The organism is Devosia riboflavina, from assembly GCF_000743575.1.
Classification (GTDB): domain Bacteria; phylum Pseudomonadota; class Alphaproteobacteria; order Rhizobiales; family Devosiaceae; genus Devosia; species Devosia riboflavina.
Map to the genome: position 1 here is coordinate 18,837 of NZ_JQGC01000022.1, position 19,023 is coordinate 37,859.

Below are 19,023 nucleotides of genomic sequence, written 5' to 3' on the forward strand. Positions count from 1 at the left end.
GCCGTGAAGCAACGTCTTTCGCGCGATACCTATGCGCGCATCCAGGATGGGCTGCGCGCCCGCATGGCGGCGCAGGGGTTCGATGGTCTCCTCGTCGACGACCATCACCACGTCGCCTATCTCAGCGGCTTCTTTCATTTTCCCAATGAACGCCCGGCCGCGATCTGGCTGACGGCCAGGGACTGCATCCTGCTCGTGCCGGCGCTCGAAGCCGACCACGCCGAAAAGCAGAACACCGCCGCCGAGTTCGTCGTCTATCCCGAATATCCCGGCATCGAGGACGCCTTCTCGGTCCTGCTATCAAAACTGAACCCGACCGGCCGCATCGCCTATTCGCCGACGACGCCCGTCGGCCGGGTCAGAAAGTTCGAGCAGTTTGCACCCAATGCCACCTGGGTCATGTCTGAAATCGTCGAGGACGCGCGGCTCATCAAATTCCCGGAAGAGATCGCCCTTCACCGCGAAGCGGCCCGCATTTCCGATGCCATGGTGGATGCCGGCCTTCGCCTGATTTGCGATGCCCTGGCGGAAGGCGCGCCACTTCCCTCGGAGGCCGAACTTGCACGCCATGTCACCAGTTTCGGCACCAAGACCATGTATGCCGAGCACGAAGATGTCGTTGTCGGCCAGATGCTGGCCGGCGGTCTCGTCTATACCGGCAAGAACGCCGCCCTGCCCCATGGCCTGCCCTCGGCCGAACGCGTCAAGCCCGGCGAAACCTTCATTCTCTCGCTCGGCTGCGCCGTCGGCGGTCGCTTTGCGGAGAGCGAGCGCACTTTCGTCATGGGCGAACCCACAGCCGAACAGCGCCGCTATTTCGAAGTCGCCACCCGTGCCCAGGCCATCGGCACCGATGCGCTGATCGCCGGCCGCCCCTGCTCGGAAGCCAATCGCATCTGCCTCGATGTCATCCGCGAGGCCGGCATGGCGCAATATCTGCGCCACCGCCAGGGCCATGGCATCGGCATTTGGCTGCACGAGCCGCCGTGGATCGCCGATGGCGATGACAGCCCGCTACAGCCGGGCATGATCGTCTCGTCGGAACCGGGCCTCTATATCCCCGGCCACGGCGGCTATCGCATTTCCGACACGGTGCTGATCGCCGAGACTGGCCCGGAGCGGCTGACCAGCCATCCGCGCACCATCGACGAATGCATCATCGGCTGATCGCTGGATTTTACGACTAAGAGGAGACTGGAATGGACGTCACCATCAATGGCGCACGCCTGAACATCGAAGTGCTGGGCGGCGACGACAAGAACAAGCCGGTGATGATCGTTCACCACGGCGCCCCCGGCCTTGGCAGCCATGCCGAGCCCAAGGGCTCCTTCGGTCCGTTCTCCGACGAGTATCGCGTCGTGGTCTTCGACGCCCGTGGCAGCGGCGCTTCGGAAGACAAGGCGCCCTTCACCCACGAGCAATGGGCCGCCGACGTCGATGCCATTCGCGAATGGATCGGGGCCGAAAAGATCATCATGGCCGGCGGGTCCTATGGCGGTTTCATCTCGATGGAATATGCCATCCGCTATCCCGACCGCGTCCTCGCCATGGTGCTGCGCGACACTTCCGCCGACAATGCACACCGCGAACTCTCGCGCGCCAACGCCCTTGCCTCGCCACGCATCGAAGTCGATCTTGACCTCTTCAACCGCATCATGGCCGGCACGACCCGCGACAACGAGGACCTCAAGGCTGCCTGGGCGCATATCCTGCCGCTCTACGACCATGACCTCGACATGGACAAGGTGCATGCGCGCGTCGCCAACACGCCCTATCACTATGCGACGCACAATTTTGCCTTCGCCGTGAACCAGGAAAACTACGACCTCAAGCCGCATCTGCCCGGGATCAAGGTCCCGACCCTGATCACCGTCGGCCGCCACGACTGGATCACCCCCGTCGCCGCTTCCGAAACCATCCACCGCCTGATCCCGGGTTCGGAACTGGTCATCTTCGAAAACTCGGGCCACGCCCCGCAGGTCGAGGAAGCCCCGAAATTCCAGCAGACGGTCCGCGACTTCCTTCGCCGCGCCCTCGGCAAGGCCTGACAGGCCAAACGCAAGACCGGCGCAAACATGCGCCGGTCTCGGAGAAAGAATGACGGCCCAGCCTAGATCGGGTCGAACTTGCGCACGAAATGGCCCGGCTGCACTTCCATGACTTCCGGCGAAGCCTTTCGCGCCAGCGCCCGCACCGCCTGAGCTTCGCTCGCGAACGATTTTGCACCCGTGCCATCGAGCTTAATTGCTGGGTCCGGCACGGCCGAGAGCAGCAGCTTGGTATAGGGGTGCTGCGGATTGGAAATCACCAGGTTCGGCGTCCCCCATTCCACCACCTGCCCCGCATACATGATGGCGATGTCATCGGCGATGAACTGCGCCGTCGCAATGTCATGGGTGATGTAGAGGAAGGTGATCGAGCGCGTCTCCTTCATCCGCCGCATCAGGTCGAGCACGGAACGGCGGATCGACACGTCGAGCATCGAAGTCGGCTCGTCGGCAATGATCAGCTCGGCGCCAACAGCCAAGGCCCGTGCGAGATTGACGCGCTGGCGCTGGCCGCCCGAAAGCTCGTGCGGATATTTTTCCAGCGTCACCGCGGGGTCCAGTTCCACATCGGAGCACACCTCTTGCACGGCACTATCGAGGGCCTCGCCCCGCAGCTTCCTGTGCAACATCAGCGGCCGTTCGAGATGGTGCCGGATCGTGTGCGCTGGATTGAGCGCCGAGAACGGGTCCTGAAACACCATCTGCACGCTGCGCAGATAATCGAGTTTTTCGGCGTGCGAGCGCATCCCGGCAATATCCCGCCCCTTGAAGGCAATCGTGCCCGAGGAGAGCTGGAAGAGCCGCGCCACCGCCCGACCGAGCGTCGACTTGCCCGAGCCGCTTTCCCCAACCACGGCCAGCGCCTTGCCCGGCCGGATCGAGAGCGAGATATTGTTGAGCGCCACCACTTCATGGGCCGCGCCCAGCATGGGCTTCATGTGGAAGATCTTGGTCGCGCCTTCGATCCGAAGCAGTTCTGAAACCTGCTGCATGGCCTCAACCCCTCGTCAGCAGCGGCATGGAGGACCAGAGCCGCCTGGTATAGTCATGTTGCGGATTGGCGATCAGTTCGGCCGAAGGCGCCACTTCCACCAGCTTTCCCTCAAGCATGATGGCGATGCGATCGGCGAACTGCCCCATCAGCGCCAGATCGTGGGTGATGAAAAGGATCGAGAACCCAAACTTGCGTTTCAGTTCGACGATTTCCTGCAGGATTTCGCGCTGCACCACCACGTCGAGCGCCGTCGTCGGCTCGTCCATGATGATCAGTTTCGGCTCCAGCGCCAATGCGATAGCCAGAACTACGCGCTGCCGCATGCCGCCCGAAAGCTGGTGCGGATAATCGTCGAGCCGACTCTGCGGAATGCCGATCAGCGCCAGCAATTCGCTGGCTCGGGCCCGCGCCTCCGCGGTCGACACGCCGGTATGACGCACGATGACGTCGCGGAACTGTTCGAAGATCGTCAGCACCGGGTTGAGCGAATTCATGGCGCTCTGGAACACCATCGAAACGCTCGACCAGCGCCACTTTCTCAAGCGCTCCGGCGTCATGGCCAACACATCCTCGCCATCGAGTGTGATGAAGCCTTCGGAGATGATGGCCGGCGGTCGGTGCAAGCGCATCAGCGCCAGAGCAATGGTGCTCTTGCCCGAACCTGACTCTCCCGCCAGCCCCAGCACTTCGCCGCGGCCGATGGAAAAGTCGACGCCTTTAACGGCAGTGAAGAGTCCCTTGGCGGTTAAGAAGTCGACCTTCAGCCCGCGTACATCAAGCAATGGTTTGTCGGTCATGGCTTGACCTCCGCGAGGCGCTGCTGGTCGATTTTCTTCTGTGCCTTGATGGCCGCGGCCACCGTGCCAAGGGTCCGCAATCGCGGATTGGATATCTCGTCGACACCGAAATTGAGCAGCGACAGCCCGACACCGATCCCCGCGACGGCCACAGCCGGCACCAGCACTTCCCACCAGGCCCCCACGCTGATCGCCGAGGCATTTTGCGCATGGTAGAGCATCGTGCCCCAGGAAACCGACATGGGATTGCCGAGGCCCAGGAATTCGAGCGTCGCTTGGGTGATGATCGTATAGGTCACCGAGCCGATGAAATTGAAGCCGATGATCGAGAGCAGGTTGGGCAGCAGCTCGACAAAGATCATCCGCGTCGGCCGCTCCCCAATGAGTTCAGAGGCAAGAATATATTCGCGATTGCGCAGGGTCAGAGTTTGCGAGCGCGTAACGCGCGCGCCCCAGGCCCAGGAGGTCATGCCGATGATGATGGCGATGACAGCCGGATTGGTCTGCCCCATGAAGGCGGCAATAACCAGCAGCAACGGCAATTGCGGAATGACCAGCACCACATTGGTGAAGAACGAGATGATCTCGTCGATCCAGCCACCGAAATAGCCGGCAGCAATGCCGAGCACTGTGCCTATCAAGACGATGATGATCCCAGCGAAAAAGCCCACGGCGAGCGAAGTCCGCGTGCCATAGATCAACTGCGCAAAAACATCGCGCCCCATGCGTGTGGTACCGAGCAATTCATCCGGATTGGGCGGCTGATGCGGCCGACCAACGCGCTGCATCGGATCGAGATTGAGCAGCATGGGCCCGAAGACGGCCACGGCGACATAGAGCAGCACAATGATGAGGCCGATCAGGGCCTTCTTGTTGCGCAGGAAAACTTTGAGTGTCTCGAACATGGGTCTCAGGCCTTCCGCAGGCGTGGATCGAGGAAGACGTAGAGAAGATCGACCGCCAGGTTTGCGAGCAGGGTCGCAAAGGTCATGATCAGCAACTGCCCCTGGATCAGGGGATAATCGCGCGTGACGATGCCGATATAGAGCGTCTGGCCGAGGCCGGGATAATTGAACACCACCTCCGTCACCAGCGAGCCGCCGAGAATGGCGCCCAGCGTCAGGCCGAGCGAGGTCACCGAAGGCAGCAGCGCATTGCGAGCCGCATAGTTGAGCTGCACGCGCCGATCCGACAGACCCTTGGCGAGCCCCATGGTCACGTGGTCCTCGCCCAATTGGCCGATCATGTTGTTGCGCATGGTGACGAGATAGCCGCCGACGAAGACCACCATCAGCGAGCAGATGGGCATCAGCCCATGCAGCGCCACGCTGCCGAAAAACTCCCAGCTCCAGGCGGGGTCAAGCGCAGGCGCAAAGGCATAACCGGTAGGCAGCCATTTCAGCGCCACGCCGAAAATGAAGAGTGCGGTCAGGGCAATCACCACGGCCGGGGTCGCCTGCAGGGCCAGCGAGACCGGCGTCACCACCGCATCGAGCATGCCCCCGCGGCGCCAGGCGGCAAAGGTGCCGATGACCGAGCCGACACAGAAAGCCAGCAGCGTCGCCGTCCCCGCCAGCAGCAGCGTCCAGGGCAGCGCATAGGCCAGGACCTGGTTCACCTTCTGCGGATAGAAGCGAATGGAATAGCCGAGATCACCAGTAAAGACCGACTTCATATAGTCGAGAAACTGCAGGTGCAGCGGCCCCGAGGCAAAGCCAAATGTCGCGACCAGCGCGTCGCGCGCTTCCGGCGTCAGAGTGCTGTTCTGCTGGGCGAACATGACGTCGATGGGATTGCCGGGCATCAGCCGCGGCAGGGCGAAATTGATCGTGGCGGCCACGAGGAAGGCCACAAGATAGAAGGCTATCCGGCGGATAACGAAATTCATCGCACTCTCCAAAAGAGCAAGACGGCGCAGCCGAAGCCGCGCCGCCTTTCTTCAAGGGATTACTTGACTGGGGAGAGTGCCAGCAGATGCAGCAGGCGTTCCGGCACGCCGGCATAGACCACCGGACGAGCGACCGGATTGTCGGCATTGAAGAAGCCGGTGAAGCGGGTCGTGTTGTATTCGTACCAGAGCGGGTTGTTGAAGACGTTGATCAGCGGCATGTCGGCTGCGATCAGGGCCAGAACCTTCTTCATGGCTTCGCTCTGCTCGGCCGCATCGGTTGTGGCGTTGAAGGCATCGAGCGCCGCGTCGAGTTCGGGATTGGCATAGCGCGAAGACGCGAAGCGGTTCTGCCCGACATTGCGCGAATGCAGCGAAGAGTCGAGGAAGAAGTGCGGGCTGACGCCGGTGGCAACGGCGTTGAGCGCGGCTTCGTACTTGCCCGAGATCAGCGCATCGGTCCAGGCCGGACTTTCCGGCGTTGCCATCGAGGCATTGATGCCCACTTCGGCAAGGCCTTCGATGGCGAGCTGCACCGTGTTCACCCAGTCAGTCCAGCCATTGGGCACGATGATTTCAAAGGCAATCGGCAGGCCGCTAGGGGTTTCCAGGAAGCCATCGCCATCCTTGTCGGCATAGCCGGCATCGGCCAGCAGCGTCTTGGCAGCTTCGATATCGAAGCGGGCGAAGTGCCCGAATTCGGCTTCCGCCTCGACATTGTTCCACACGTCATAAGCCTGGCCGAGGCCCGAGGCATATTCGTTGGCAGTCGGATAGCCATAGCCGGCAATATCAACCATGGCCTGGCGGTCCATGGCCATCGAGAAGGCGCGGCGGAAGTCGACATCGCTGAAGGCTTCCTTGAGGCCCGCGTCTTCGCTTTCCATGTTGAGCGAGAAATAGACCGGCGAGCCGGCCGGGAACCAGTAGCCGCGGTGATCCGGATCGCCGGCGAGATAGGTGCGTTCGATATCGGGCAGGAAGGAGCCGAACCAGTCGAGCTCGCCATTGGCGGCCATGGTCAGCACCTGGTCATTGTTCGATACCTGCGGCATGCGCATGCAGTCGACTTCCAGTTCTGCATTGTCCCAATAATTGGGGTTGCGGCACTGGATATATTCCTGCGGCGTGAAGCGGCGGATTTCCGTCAGCGGACCCGAACCGACCGGAGCGGGATTGGTGAAGGTGACAGGGTCGGCCACGTCGGCCCAGACATGCTCGGGCACCACATAGGTCTGCACGATCTGGTAGATGAGGCCCGCATCTACCTGCTTGAACTTGAAGGTGACGGTCTTGTCGTCACTGGCTTCGACGCTTTCGAGCTTGGGCCAGACGGCGCGCAGGTCGAGAGCGGGGAATTCCTTGATCATGTTGAAGGTGAAGGCGACATCCTTGGCCGTCAGCGGCTCGCCGTCCGACCACTTTGCGCCATCGCGCATGGTGAAGGTCAGCGAGAGCTGATCTTCGGAATAGGCATAGTCCGTCGCAAGGCGATAGTTCGCTTCGCCGCCCTTGATGGCGTTGAACACGACCAGCGGCTCATACATGAAGTCCAGCACCGTCGGCAGAACCGTGGTGGCATTCATCGGGTTGTAGTTTTCAACCCAGGCGGTCAACTGCTGCGGCACTGCCGTCAGAATGGCTTCCTGCGCATGGGCGACAGGCAGGCCAACAGTGCCCGCCAATAGCACGAGCGTCGTCTTCTTCAGAGACATATGAACTCCTCCCAAAATGATCCTCCGCATCCAGCGTCGAGGCCGGATCCATCGCATGAGTTGCGATTGGTATCTAATTGGCACTAGAGTGGTGATGGAGTCACCGCGTCAAAATCGTCAAATTCGCCGGAAAAATCGGCAAAACACCCAGCGCGGCGGCGGGAGTCTGGTTTGAAGTGGTCTCATCGGGGAGGTGAGGCCGCGGAGCCGGGAGGAGAAGACATGAAGCTGCCGGCGCTCTGGCCGTCCAACTTTCGGGGACGGTTGTTCCTGATCTTTCTCGGCGTCATGGCTGTACCGCTGTCCCTGACCTTCTGGGCGCTGATCACCACCCTGACCTCGAGCCTTCGAGACGAGACCTTTGCGCAGCTCCAGTTCGTGCGCGACGCCAAGCATGCCGAAATCGAGCAATATCTGGCCTTCTCCCTGCGCCAGGCAGAAACGCTCACCAAGTCCAATACGGTGCGCTATTCGGTCGGGGAGTTTTACGGCTTTTCCTACGCCTTCCGCATGATCGACGCCTCGCCCGACAAGGCGCAGCGCGTCTTGCAGGAGGTGTTTGCGCTCAACGGAGGCGGCGTCGGCCAGCCCGCCGAAATGGGTGGCCCCCTCCTCCGTACCGCGCTCGAATATGCCAATGCGCATAACCGTTTCCACGAAGATTTCGCCAGCTTCGTGCGCACCTCCGAATTCGACAACCTCTACCTGATCAATAGCGCCGCCCGCGTCATCTATTCGGTCGAAAAGGACGGCTATCTCGGCGCCGATCTCGACATGACGCTGAGGAACACGCCGCTCGGGCAATTGACGGAAACGCTACTCGAAGGCGATGGCGAAGACCGCCTCGCCCTCCTCGATTTTCGCCGCGACCCCGTCACCAATGCCTTTTCCGCCTATGTCGCGGTGCGTATCGACTTCCACAGCCGCACCCGCGGCCTCGCCGTCTTCCGCCTACCCGCCGAGGCCGTCGATGCGGTCGTGCAGGGCCAGTTCGGCAATCAGGCGACAGGCCAGTTGTTCCTCACCAGCAGCAGCGGCGCGCTGATTTCCGGCCCGCCCGACGGCGCCCTCCATCCCGGCGACAAGCGCCTTGCCAGCATTTCCCGCGGCTCGGAACGCGGTGCCGACATTCTCGATAGCGGTGCCGGTGGAGAGCCCGCCCTTGCCGCCTGGACCGTCCTGCCATTCGGCGCCACGCCCTGGCATCTTTCGGCTGAGACACCCACCCGTCTCGCCTTCGCCAAGACGGAATCCCTCACCCAGTTCGTGGCCCTAATCGCCGCCATCAGCCTACCGCTGATCTTCCTCATCGCCCTCATGCTCTCGCGCACCATCTCGGCCTCGCTCGGCAAATTGGCCGATGCGGCCGAAGCCATCGCCGCAGGGCAACTCGATCTCGACGTGCCGAAAATCTCCGGCCCCGATGAGCTGGCGCGCCTCACCACCAGTTTCAGCCGCATGCGCATGGCGGTGCGCGATCAGCTCACCCTGATCGGCCAGAAAAATCAGGAACTCGAACAGCAGGTTCGCGTCATCGCCGAAAAGAACGCGGAACTGGAAGAAGCCGACCGCCAGAAGGATGCCTTCGTCGCCAATACCAGCCACGAATTGCGCACCCCACTCAATGGCATCATCGGCATATCAGGCACGCTGGCGACCGGTGCTGCCGGCGACCTCACCGCCCTGCAGCGCAGCCAGCTCGAACTCATCACCTTCTCGGCGCGGCGCCTCTCTCGCCTCGTCGATGACCTCCTCGACCTCTACCGCATTCGCCAGGGCCGGATGAATCTCGACATCCACGCCGTGCACCTGCCCACCTCGATCCGCAATGTTCTCTCTGTGGCGCAAACCATGGTCTGGGGCGAGCCCGTCAGCATCAAGGTCGAGCTCGAAGACGACCTGCCCTATCTCGATGCCGACCCGGTGCGGCTCGAACAGATCCTTTACAATCTCGTCGGCAATGCCATCAAATATACCGGCAGCGGCACGGTCTCGGTCAGCGCCCGCCATGTCGGCAGCGAGATCGAAATATCGATCAGCGATACCGGCATCGGCATCGCCGCCGACAGTCTCGAACGCGTCTTCCAGCCGCTCGAACGCGCCAGCGGCAACGAGATCGAAGGCTCCGGCCTCGGCCTCACCATTGCCCGGCAACTCGCCCACGCCATGCATGGCAAGCTCTCTGCAACCAGCACGCTCGGCGAAGGCTCGATCTTCCGCCTCGCCCTCCCCGTCGCCCCTCCCGGCTCGGAGCTCAGCGCCATCGAACTCCTCGCCGAACCCGGCAGCGGCTATATCGACCTGCCCGTCATGCCCGACGCGCCTTTCGCCGCCAAGGATGGGCCGCATCTCCTCGTCGTCGATGACGAACCGGTCAATATCCAGGTGCTGCGCAACGTCCTGCAACCGCTCGGCTATCGCTTCGAAGCCGCCCGCAATGGCAGTGAAGCGCTCGACGCCGTCGCGCGGCAAAAGCCCGACCTCGTCATTCTCGACGTGATGATGCCCGGCCTCAGCGGCCTCGATGTCGCCCGAAAACTGCGCGAGCGTTTCTCGCTGCACGAATTGCCCATCATCATGCTCACCGCCCGCAGCCGTACCCGCGATCTCCTCGCCGGCTTCGAAAGCGGCGCCAACGACTATGTGTGCAAACCCTTCGTCAAGGACGAGCTTTTAGCGCGCATCGCCACCCTGCTCTCGGCCACCCACGCCCAGGTGCAGGCGCGCGAAAATGTCGAACTCAAGCAGGAAATCGACCGCCGCGTGCGCGTTGAAGACGCCCTCAGGCTCTCCCAGCAACGCATGTCACGCCTTCTCGATACAGTCTCTGTCGGCCTCGTCTGCGCCAACGAGGCTGGGCGCATCATCTATGCCAACCAGCAAGCCATGCAGCTTTCCGGCGGCCGCATCGAAACCGGCCAGACCCTCCTCGGCGACCTTCTCGCCCCCAACTTCCTCGACACCATGCGCACCGAGATCGGAACCGACGGCCAGGCCAGCCTCACCAGCACGACCTTCGGCGCCACGGACCAGAAGATGATCGTCCAAGGCTTTGAGATCGAGCCTCAGCAAGGCGGCGGGCTCGCCCTCATCATCGACCACGACACCGCCCCGCTCCGCCACCGCGCGGAACTCGTCAACCGCTCCATTCGCGATGTCCTCGATACTGTCGGCCCCGACCTTGCGGCTATCGAAGAGACCTCGTCGGACCGGGAACTTTACCGAGAAATGATCGTGGCGGTGATGACCGAGAGCCTCAACCTCTGGCGCAAGGCCACCGGCAAATCGAAATTCGACCTCGCCGAGGAAAGCGGCATCTGGCGCGTCAGCCTCGACCGCTCCTCGCTGCAATCGCGCACGCTCGACAAATATCTGCTCGTCGAAACCCTGCCCGACCGCCCCCGCTGGCGCGACGTCATCGGCACCGGCGAATATGTCCTCGCGCAGGTAGCGTCGTTCCATCCGGAAACCACCGAGCCGCTCTCCGGACACGTCTCCAGCCTCAAGCGCATGGTGAAAGCCTCACTCGAAGCCGAGCGGACCTAGCCCTCGCGCTTCAGCCGATAGCCGATACCCGGCTCGGTGACGATATGGCTCGGCGAGGCCGGGTCCATCTCCAGCTTCTGACGCAATTGGCCGATGGCGACGCGCAGATATTGCGTGTCCTCGGTATGCGCCACGCCCCAAACGGCCACCAGCAGCTCCTTATGCGTCAGCACCTTGCCATGGCCCGAAATCAGCCGCGTCAGCAGCGCATATTCCTTGGGCGGCAGATGCACCGGCTCGCCGTTGCGGCTGACATAGCGCATGTCGAGATCAACCTCGACATCGCCAAACCGCACTTTTGTCACGGCCGGCTGCGCCACTGTCCGCGGGCGCAACGCCACCTTGATACGCGCTAACAGCTCGCCGATGCCAAAGGGCTTTTCGACATAGTCGTTGGCGCCGCTTTCAAAAGCCTCGATCTTCTCGCCTTCCTTGTCGCGCGCCGAAAGGATCAGGATCGGCCCCTCGTAGAAAGCCCGCGCCCGCGCCAGCACATCCTTGCCGTCCATGTCAGGCAGGCCAAGGTCGAGGATCACCACATCGGGGCTCCACTGCGCGATCTCGCGCAGCCCCTGTGTGCCATTGTCGGCACGCCGATGGTGGTAGCCCGCCGCTTCCAGCGCCGGCCCGAGGAAGCGATGGATCTGCGGCTCATCGTCGATAACCAGAATACGTGCGAGCGGTTGGTTCACTTGTCTTTCCAGACGTCGGCGTCCGATTTGTTGAGGGCAATTAGCATGCGCGTGCCCTTGTCGCCATGAATGGGGCTGGCGGCAACGATAGTGCCCCCCATGGCTTCGATGAATCCCTTGGTGATGGAAAGCCCCAGCCCCACGCCCTTGCTGCGATCGGTCGGTTCTTCGAGCCGCCGGAACTTGTCGAACACCCGCTCCAGCTCGTCGGTGGGAATGCCCTTGCCCTCATCCTCGATGCTGATGATGACCTTCCTGCGGTCCTCATAGGCCGCAATGCTGATTTCGGTATTGTCCGGCGAATAGGCAATCGCGTTTTCGAGGATATTGACGACCGCCTGCTCCAGGAGGCCGGGATCAATCGTCACCCTGGGCAGTTCCGCCGGGAAATCATAGGTGATCGAATGCTCGCCCAGCCGCCGGCTCAACCGCGCCGTTGCCGTGCGCAGCACGGCCTCGATATCGCTATCCTCGAGCCGCAGCGTCACCCCGCCGCCCTCAAGCCGGGTCATATCCAGGAGGTTACGGATATAGTGATTGAGCCGCTCGCCCTCTTCGCGGATGGATTCAAGCAGGTCCTGCTTCACCTCTGGCGCCAGTTTGTCGCCCAGTTCCAACAGCGTCGACGACGACCCCAGCACCGTCGACAGCGGCGTCCGCAGATCATGGCTCACCGAATTGAGCAACGCCGTACGGAACCGGTCCGAGCGCCGCAAGGTCTCGGCCTCCACCGCATGCAGCGCAAATTCGGCGCGCTCGATGGCAATGCCACCGCCATCCGCCAGCGCCGTAAGCAATTTTTCCTGATCCGACCCCGGCACCGTCGCCACCCGCTCGATGCCGACCACGCCGGCCCGGTTCTGCACCCCGCGCAGCGGTCGGAACGACCAATTGCTCTGCGGCAGCGTGCCCGTATTGTGCCCCGCCGGTTCGCCCCGCTCCCAGGTCCACCGCGCCGCCGCCATCGCCCCCGGCCCCAGCTCCTGCGCCTCCGGCGCCCCGGCCACCGTCACCAGTTCCCCATTCTCGGGCAGCAGCACGATCGACTTCGCCCCCGTCGCCGCTGTCGTCTGCTCGGCCAGTGCGCGGGCAGCGTCGGCCTTGGTCGGTGCCCGCGAAAAAGCCCGCGTCGCCACCAGCAGCGAGGTCACATCACTCGCCCGCCGCTGTGCCTCTCGCGCCCGGTCGCGTGAACGCCCCGCCAAAATGCCCGTCGCCAGCGCCACCGCTAGAAAGACCATCAGCGTCAGCAGATCAGTCGGCGAGCCGATGGAAAAACTGTAGCGCGGGTTGAGGAAGAGAAAATTGTAGATGGCAAAGGCGCACACGGCCGCCACCATGCCCGGCGCCAGCCCATGCACCACAGCCGCCGCCAGAATGGCCGCGAGAAAAATCATGCCCAGATCGGCCCGCTCGAACTGCAGGTCGAGCGCATAGGCCAGCGCCGTCGCCACCGCGACATAACCCAGCCCAATGGCATAAGGCGCCCAGCCGCGCCGCAGGATTTGCAGCCAGGGCCGCCGCATCCGCACCTGGTTCTCGCCCGGCTCGGTCACGACGTGAATGGACACCCCCCGTGCCGCGCGCAGCAGTTCAGCCGCCAGCGACAGGCCGAACATTTCCCGCAACCGATTGTCCGGCCCCTTGCCGATGACGATCTGCGTCACATTGTTCTGACCTGCATAGGCGAGCGCGGTCGCCACCAGATCCTCGCCATTGAGCACAACCGTCGTCGCCCCCAATTGCTCGGCCAGTTTCAGCGCATCTGCCAGTTTGGACGTCGTGCCGGCTTCTCCGTCTTCAGAGCGCCCACGCGTAATATGCGCCACGATCCAGGGCGCATCCTTCATCGTGTCCGACAGCCGCCTGCCCTGCCGGACTAACGCACTCGACATCCCGTCATCGGCCACGAGAACCAGTATGCGGTCCCCCGCCGCCCATGGCCCCTCAAGCCCCTTCACGCGCATCGCTGCGTTAAGCTGGTCGTCAACCGTCTGCGCCGCGCGCCGCAGCGCCAGCTCGCGCAACGCCGTCAGGTTTTCGGGCTTGAAGAAATTGTCGGCCGCCAGCCGCGCCGTCTCCGGCACATAGACCTTTCCCGCCGCCATGCGCTCGCGCAATTCGGCAGGGGTAATATCGATGACTTCAATATCATCCGCCCGCGACAGCGCCCCGTCCGGCACCGTTTCGCGCTGCCGCACGCCCGTGATCTTCAGCACGACATCGACGAGGCTTTCGAGATGCTGGACGTTCAGCGTCGTCCAGACATCAATCCCCGCCGCCAGCAATTCTTCCACGTCCTGCCAGCGTTTCGGATGCCGCGAGCCCGAAGCATTGGTGTGGGCATATTCATCGACGATCAGTAGTTCCGGCTTCCGCGCCAGTGCCGCGTCGATGTCGAACTCCAGCAGCGTCCGACCCCGATGCTCAATCGGCCGCCGCGGCAGCACGTCCATGCCCCTCAGCAGGCTCTCGGTCTCCTTGCGCCCATGCGTCTCGACGAGCCCGATAACCACATCGAGCCCGTCCATCTTGCGCCGCCTTGCCTGACGCAGCATTTCGTAGGTCTTGCCGACACCCGGCGCCATGCCCAGAAAAACCTTGAGCTTGCCCCGATGCGCCTTCTGCGTTTCGGCGAGGAGTGCTTCGGGATCTGGACGCCGGATGTCTTGCACGTCGGGCTACTCGGTTTTGATCGGATAGGCGCTGTCGAGCGCCAGATTGGTCATCAGCACATTGACGCGCTCCTGGCCGATAAAACCCAGCAGCGGCGCCTCGGTATTGGCGGCAACAACAGCCCCTACCAGGGAGGGTTCTATACCCCGCGCCGCAGCAATGCGATCCACCTGCAGCGCCGCGAACTCCGGCGATATCTCGGGATCTAGCCCCGAGCCGGAAGTGGTGACGGCATCGGGCGGAATTGCCCCCTCCGGTGCATAGGTCCGAACGGCCGCGGCATCCGCCGCCACGCGCTCGAACAGCACCGGATTGAGCGGTCCGAGATTTGAGCCCGACGAACCGGCCGCATTGTAGCCATCGCCCGCAGCGGAGGGGCGCGGCCAGAGATAGCCGGGCCCAGTCGTCACCTGGCCGATAAGCCGGGAGCCCACAACCTCGCCCGCCGCATCCTTCACGAACGAACCCTCGGCCTGCGCCGGGAACAGCACCCCGCCGGCCGCTGTCACCACGGCCGGATAGGCACCGCCGAGAAGGACGGAGAACAACAGCATGGAAACAATGGCTGGTCTTGCCTGGTTCAGCATTTTCTTTGCTCCTTATGCGAGACCGAGTGCGGTGATGGCAACGTCGATGATCTTGATGCCGATAAAGGGGGCGATGAGGCCACCAAGACCGTAGATCAGGAGGTTGCGCGACAGCAGCGCACCGGCTCCAACTGCGCGATATTTAACGCCGCGCAGAGCGAGGGGAATGAGCGCGACAATGATCAGGGCGTTGAAGATCACCGCCGAGAGAATTGCGCTTTCGGGACTCGTCAGCCCCATGACGTTGAGCGCCTGCAACTGCGGCAGCACGACCACGAACAAGGCCGGGATGATCGCGAAATACTTTGCGACGTCGTTGGCAATGGAGAAGGTTGTCAGCGCACCGCGGGTGATGAGCATCTGCTTGCCCACTTCGACGATCTCGATGACCTTGGTCGGGTCACTGTCGAGATCGACCATATTGCCCGCTTCGCGTGCCGCCTGGGCGCCCGTCTGCATGGCCACGCCAACATCGGCCTGAGCCAGAGCCGGCGCGTCATTGGCGCCGTCGCCACACATGGCGACCAGACGCCCCTTGCCCTGCTCCTCGCGGATCAGGCGCAGCTTGTCCTCGGGCGTCGCTTCGGCGAGGAAGTCATCGACGCCCGCCTCGGCAGCGATTGCCGCCGCCGTCACCGGATTATCGCCCGTGATCATCACGGTGCGGAGACCCATCTTCCGAAGGTCGGCAAAACGCGGGGCAACGCCGGGTTTCACCACGTCCTTGAGATGGATGACGCCGATCAGCGTCTTCCCCTCGGCAATGGCCAGGGGCGTGCCACCGCTGCGGGCAATGCGATCCACTGCTTGGCGGAACTGTGCCGGCGCATCGGCATCCGTCTTGCCAGTCAGCTTCAGGATCGCGTCGACCGCACCCTTGCGCCACGCTTTTCCCTCCGTATCGATGCCGGAAAGCCGGGTCGATGCCGTGAAGGGAATGATCGTGCTGTCGGCTGGAACCTCAAGGCTGATGCCCTTGTTGCGCGCCAGTTCGATGATCGAACGGCCCTCTGGCGTTTCGTCGCCGAGCGAGGTCATGACCGCCGCGCGGAAAGCCAGGTCTTCCCTGATCCCCGGAGCCGGAATGACTTCGGTCGCCATGCGATTGCCGAAAGTGATGGTGCCGGTCTTGTCGAGCAGCAGCGTATCGACGTCGCCCGCCGCTTCCACGGCACGACCCGAGGTTGCCAGCACATTCACCTTGAGCAGACGATCCATGCCGGCAATGCCAACAGCCGAGAGCAGGCCGCCAATGGTGGTCGGGATCAGACAAACGAACAGTGCACCAAGCACAACCGGATCGAGCGCAATACCCGAATAGGCGGCAAAGGCCAGCAGCGTGACGACGGCGATCAGAAAGATCAGCGTCAGGCCCGCCAGCAGCACAGCCAGCGCAATCTCGTTGGGCGTCTTGCGCCGATCAGCGCCTTCCACCATGGCGATCATGCGATCAAGGAAGGTCGAGCCGGGGCGCGATGTGACGCGCACCTTGATCCAGTCCGACACCACGGTCGTGCCGCCGGTGACGGCCGAACGGTCGCCACCCGATTCACGAATGACCGGGGCGCTTTCACCCGTAATTGCCGCTTCGTTGACCGAAGCCACGCCCTCGATGATCTCGCCATCGACCGGAATGACATCGCCGGCCTCGACCAGAATGATCTGGCCAAGCCCAAGTTCATGGGCCGGCGTCGGCACGATCAGTTCCTGCTTTTCATCGACGATCAGCTTGGCCTTGGTCGTGGTGCGCGTTGCCCGGAGAGAGTCGGCGGCAGCCTTGCCGCGACCCTCTGCAATGCTTTCGGCAAAATTGGCAAAGAGCACGGTGGCCCAAAGCCAGAGGGCAATGGCGACGGCAAAGCCCCCATTGGTGCCGCTGCCGATGGCAATCGCAGCCGAGACCGTCGCGAGAACCGCGACGAGTTCTGTTGCGAGAATAACCGGATTGCCGAACAGCTTTCTCGGGTCGAGTTTTACGAATGCATCGGCCAGGGCGCGGGCCAGCGTTGCGGCATTGAGGCCACCGGCAAGCCGGGCTCCTCCCTTGCCTTCAGTATTGAATTCCATTGTAGACATGTGAGGAGACCTCAGTTTGCCGCGACCGCTTCGAGCACCTGGAAGTGCTCGACGATCGGGCCGAGGGCGAGCGCCGGGAAATATTGCAGCGCGCCCAGAATGATGATGACGCCGACAAGCAGGCCAATGAACAGCGCGCCCGTCGTCGGCAGGGTGCCAGTGCTCGGGGCCAGCTTGGGCTTGGCGACCATGCTGCCGGCGATGGCGAGCACAGCCACGATCGGAATGAAGCGACCGAGGAGCATGGCGAGGCCAAGCGTGGTGTTCCACCACGGCACATTGGCCGAGATGCCGCCAAAGGCCGAACCGTTATTGGCCGTGGCCGAAGTGAAGGCATAGAGCAGTTCACTGAGGCCATGCGCGCCCGGATTGAAGAGGCTTGCAAGCCCATCCGGCCAGACCACGGTCAGCGCCGAAAAGCCCAGCGTCGAGAGCGGCACGACCAACAATGCCACCATGGCAAACTGGATTTCCCGCGCTTCGATCTTCTTGCCAAGATATTCCGGCGTGCGCCCAACCATAAGGCCCGCCACGAAGACCGAGAGCACGGCCATAACCACCATGATGGCAATGCCCGAACCGATGCCGCCGGGCAGGATTTCACCCAGCATCATCAGCAGCATGGACATGCCACCGCCCAAGGGCATGAGGCTGTCGTGCATGCCATTGACCGAGCCATTAGACGCGCCCGTCGTCTGGGCAGCCCAGGCAGCCGTGCTGGCGAGACCAAACCGGGTCTCTTTGCCTTCCATGTTGATCGGGTTTTCGATCCCCGCGGCAACGAGAGCCGGAGCCGGTTGTGCTTCTGCGACATAGATCACCCCCGCGCCCGCGCCGAGGATCAGAATGCCGGCCGTGACGAGGGCGCGGATTTCCTTGCGCGCAAAGGCCGAGCGGCCAAAGGCGAAGAAAGCGGCCCAACCCAGCGTATTGATCGCGATAGCCGTGATCAGATTGGTCAGCGGGCTCGGATTTTCAAACGGATGCGCCGAGTTGACGTTGAAGATACCGCCGCCATTGATGCCGAGCTGCTTGATGGCAAGCTGACTCGCCGTCGGCGCCACCGAAATCGTCTGGCTCGCGCCATCGAGCGTCGTCACCGACACAGATGCCGCAAAGTTCTGCACCACGCCCATGCCGATCAGGGCTACGGCAAGCACAATCGAGAGCGGCAGCAGCACATAGAGTGTCGTGCGCACGAGATCGGCCCAGAAGTTGCCAATCCCGCTTTCGCGATTGCCGGCAAAGGCCCGTGCCAGGGCAGCAGCAATCGCCGCGCCCGTTGCCGCCGACACAAAGTTCTGCGTCGTCAACCCAACCATCTGGGTAAAGTGGCTCATGGTGGTTTCGCCACCATAGCTTTGCCAATTGGTATTGGTGACGAAGCTGACCGCGGTATTGAACGCCAGGTCCGGCGAGACGCCGGCAAAACCCTGCGGATTGAAGGGCAGAATGCCCTGCAGGCGCAGCATGGCGTAAAGCAGCACAAAGCCAAAAAGGTTGAAGGCGATCAGCGAGGCGCCATAGCCCAGCCAGCCCTGCGACTTGTTGGGGTCGATGCCGGCGAGCGCATAGAAGCCGCGTTCAATGGGCTTCAGCACCGGGTCGAGCCAGGTGCTTTCCTTGTTCCAGACGCGCGACATGAAGATGCCCAAGGGCCAGCCCAAAGCGAGGGCGAGACCAAGGGTCAGGGCGATTTCCGCCCATCCTTGCCAGTTCATTTGAAAAGTTTCCGCTAGAGTTTGTCAGGCCGGAACAGGGCGATGACCATGTAGACGGCGATAGCGAGGGCGCCGAGCCCCCAGAGCCAGATCAGCATGGCGCTAGACCCGGGCCAGGAGTTTTGCGAGGGCGAAAGTGAGCACAAAGAAGCCCACGCCCAGCGCCAGAAAGAAGATATCGAACATGTCGAGCCTCCATGAGAGAGGCCCGCACATTCATACCTTCAGGCGTAAAGTTTCCATACGGAATGCATAAAGCCGCATAAAGCGGCCATAAAGAAAG

The 19,023-nt window shown here is 62.7% G+C and carries 13 protein-coding genes; 3 read left to right on the forward strand and 10 right to left on the reverse strand.

Features of this window, described 5'->3' with window-relative positions:
• Positions 1-3 precede the first annotated feature (3 nt).
• Positions 4-1,167, forward strand: a complete 1,164-nt coding sequence (locus JP75_RS19135) for a M24 family metallopeptidase (protein ID WP_035086061.1) — start codon at positions 4-6, stop codon at positions 1,165-1,167.
• Between the two features lie 32 nt (positions 1,168-1,199).
• On the forward strand, positions 1,200-2,048 hold the full coding sequence (locus JP75_RS19140) for an alpha/beta fold hydrolase (protein ID WP_035086062.1): 849 nt from the start codon (positions 1,200-1,202) through the stop codon (positions 2,046-2,048).
• A 62-nt stretch (positions 2,049-2,110) separates the two neighbouring features.
• On the opposite strand, the gene JP75_RS19145 is transcribed toward JP75_RS19140, so the two are convergent.
• From JP75_RS19145 to JP75_RS19165, 5 genes are read right to left on the reverse strand one after another with little or no spacing between them, the layout of a single operon-like run.
• Complete coding sequence (locus tag JP75_RS19145; protein ID WP_035086065.1) at positions 2,111-3,040, reverse strand: ABC transporter ATP-binding protein; 930 nt, start codon at positions 3,038-3,040, stop codon at positions 2,111-2,113.
• A 4-nt stretch (positions 3,041-3,044) separates the two neighbouring features.
• Entirely contained in the window at positions 3,045-3,839 is a 795-nt protein-coding gene (locus JP75_RS19150; protein WP_035086067.1) for an ABC transporter ATP-binding protein, read from the reverse strand.
• The gene (locus tag JP75_RS19155) at positions 3,836-4,744 is read right to left on the reverse strand and encodes an ABC transporter permease (protein ID WP_035086068.1); all 909 of its coding nucleotides are present in this window, start codon (positions 4,742-4,744) and stop codon (positions 3,836-3,838) included. Before JP75_RS19155 ends, JP75_RS19150 begins: the two co-directional genes overlap by 4 nt.
• Positions 4,745-4,749: 5 nt before the next feature.
• Positions 4,750-5,727, reverse strand: coding sequence for an ABC transporter permease (locus tag JP75_RS19160; RefSeq protein WP_035086070.1), 978 nt, complete (start codon positions 5,725-5,727; stop codon positions 4,750-4,752).
• A gap of 59 nt (positions 5,728-5,786) precedes the next feature.
• A complete protein-coding gene (locus tag JP75_RS19165; RefSeq protein WP_035086071.1) occupies positions 5,787-7,442 on the reverse strand; it encodes an ABC transporter substrate-binding protein in 1,656 nt (551 codons plus the stop codon).
• Positions 7,443-7,664: 222 nt separating this feature from the next.
• Here JP75_RS19165 and JP75_RS19170 point away from each other — a divergent pair, with 222 nt between their 5' ends.
• Positions 7,665-10,988: a hybrid sensor histidine kinase/response regulator gene (locus tag JP75_RS19170; protein ID WP_035086073.1), complete on the forward strand. Its 3,324-nt coding sequence runs from the start codon at positions 7,665-7,667 to the stop codon at positions 10,986-10,988.
• Here the strand turns inward: JP75_RS19170 and JP75_RS19175 are convergent.
• From JP75_RS19175 to kdpA, 5 genes are read right to left on the reverse strand one after another with little or no spacing between them, the layout of a single operon-like run.
• Positions 10,985-11,680: a response regulator gene (locus tag JP75_RS19175; protein ID WP_035086074.1), complete on the reverse strand. Its 696-nt coding sequence runs from the start codon at positions 11,678-11,680 to the stop codon at positions 10,985-10,987. The genes JP75_RS19170 and JP75_RS19175 overlap by 4 nt on opposite strands.
• Positions 11,677-14,355 (reverse strand): sensor histidine kinase, encoded by a 2,679-nt coding sequence (locus tag JP75_RS19180; RefSeq protein WP_035086076.1) that lies wholly within the window; start codon positions 14,353-14,355, stop codon positions 11,677-11,679. Before JP75_RS19180 ends, JP75_RS19175 begins: the two co-directional genes overlap by 4 nt.
• Before the next feature lie 6 nt (positions 14,356-14,361).
• Positions 14,362-14,943, reverse strand: coding sequence for a potassium-transporting ATPase subunit KdpC (kdpC, locus tag JP75_RS19185; protein ID WP_035086077.1), 582 nt, complete (start codon positions 14,941-14,943; stop codon positions 14,362-14,364).
• A gap of 12 nt (positions 14,944-14,955) precedes the next feature.
• On the reverse strand, positions 14,956-17,010 hold the full coding sequence (gene kdpB / locus JP75_RS19190; RefSeq protein ID WP_201772957.1) for a potassium-transporting ATPase subunit KdpB: 2,055 nt from the start codon (positions 17,008-17,010) through the stop codon (positions 14,956-14,958).
• A 20-nt stretch (positions 17,011-17,030) separates the two neighbouring features.
• Positions 17,031-18,740 (reverse strand): potassium-transporting ATPase subunit KdpA, encoded by a 1,710-nt coding sequence (gene kdpA, locus JP75_RS19195; protein WP_035086081.1) that lies wholly within the window; start codon positions 18,738-18,740, stop codon positions 17,031-17,033.
• Between the last annotated feature and the right edge of the window lie 283 nt (positions 18,741-19,023).

Coding starts and splice junctions, on each gene's coding strand:
- JP75_RS19165 (WP_035086071.1), bottom strand. CDS start 7,442: ATGTCTCTGAAGAAGACGACGCTCGTGCTATTGGCGGGCACTGTTGGC.
- kdpA (WP_035086081.1), bottom strand. CDS start 18,740: ATGAACTGGCAAGGATGGGCGGAAATCGCCCTGACCCTTGGTCTCGCC.
- kdpC (WP_035086077.1), bottom strand. CDS start 14,943: ATGCTGAACCAGGCAAGACCAGCCATTGTTTCCATGCTGTTGTTCTCC.
- JP75_RS19170 (WP_035086073.1), top strand. CDS start 7,665: ATGAAGCTGCCGGCGCTCTGGCCGTCCAACTTTCGGGGACGGTTGTTC.
- JP75_RS19140 (WP_035086062.1), top strand. CDS start 1,200: ATGGACGTCACCATCAATGGCGCACGCCTGAACATCGAAGTGCTGGGC.
- kdpB (WP_201772957.1), bottom strand. CDS start 17,010: ATGGAATTCAATACTGAAGGCAAGGGAGGAGCCCGGCTTGCCGGTGGC.
- JP75_RS19160 (WP_035086070.1), bottom strand. CDS start 5,727: ATGAATTTCGTTATCCGCCGGATAGCCTTCTATCTTGTGGCCTTCCTC.
- JP75_RS19155 (WP_035086068.1), bottom strand. CDS start 4,744: ATGTTCGAGACACTCAAAGTTTTCCTGCGCAACAAGAAGGCCCTGATC.
- JP75_RS19145 (WP_035086065.1), bottom strand. CDS start 3,040: ATGCAGCAGGTTTCAGAACTGCTTCGGATCGAAGGCGCGACCAAGATC.
- JP75_RS19150 (WP_035086067.1), bottom strand. CDS start 3,839: ATGACCGACAAACCATTGCTTGATGTACGCGGGCTGAAGGTCGACTTC.